Annotated in this window: 2 protein-coding genes; both read left to right on the top strand. The window is 36.8% G+C overall.

The window, feature by feature from the left end:
• Positions 1 to 525 (top strand): 5-formyltetrahydrofolate cyclo-ligase (locus E1171_RS00470; RefSeq protein ID WP_155203043.1); only part of this gene is annotated, 525 nt, incomplete at its 5' end.
• A partial coding sequence (locus E1171_RS24030; RefSeq protein WP_222931291.1) for a hypothetical protein occupies positions 518 to 734 on the top strand: 217 nt, incomplete at its 3' end. The genes E1171_RS00470 and E1171_RS24030, both read left to right, overlap by 8 nt.

Below are 734 nucleotides of genomic sequence, written 5' to 3'. Positions count from 1 at the left end.
GGAGAAGAGGATTTTGAACAACGATGTAAATCTATTCGCAACCTGTTTTTCGATAGCTTTAATTTTCACAAGATCACTTGCGTCCATTGTTTTCTCCCTATTTTAAAAAACAGGGAAATAAACACCTGGTTAATAATTGAGGGACTCCGAACACTTCATCCTCCGGTAGATATAGCTGTTTCTGTAAGTAATTTCCAAAGCATGGAAATGGAAAACTATCTACTTACTGAAAACACTCAATTGATAGATAACAAATGGGGAATCCCTGAACCTGTAAATGCCGAACTACTTCCATCAGAGAAAATCGATTTAGTACTACTTCCACTTCTGGCTTTTGACGAACAAGGTCACCGCGTAGGCTATGGGAAGGGATTTTACGATCGTTTCCTAAGCAAATGTCGTCCCGATTTAGTAACAATAGGTTTATCCCTTGAGCCTCCCATTCCTTTTATCGAAGGCACCCATGAGTATGACTATAAAATGGATTATGCCATTACTCCTGAAAAAGTTTGGTCTTTTGATTAAAACTCTAAATTCCTATTTCTTTCTCCCAACAAGGAAAATAGATGAGAAAAACAAAAACCAATCTTTAACCTATGAAAGAGTATTCCATCCCCCTTACCAAGAACATTTCTTTGATTTGAAATACCTGCCAATAGGTCCAAGAAACACACCCACAGAATATGTTTCCACTCTTTTTCTAAAGATCAACTGCTTTTTCGAAAAATTAAACT

This window comes from Xanthovirga aplysinae (genome assembly GCF_009711365.1).
Classification (GTDB): Bacteria; Bacteroidota; Bacteroidia; order Cytophagales; family Cyclobacteriaceae; genus Xanthovirga; species Xanthovirga aplysinae.
This window is presented reverse-complemented; position numbering and strand designations above follow the sequence as displayed.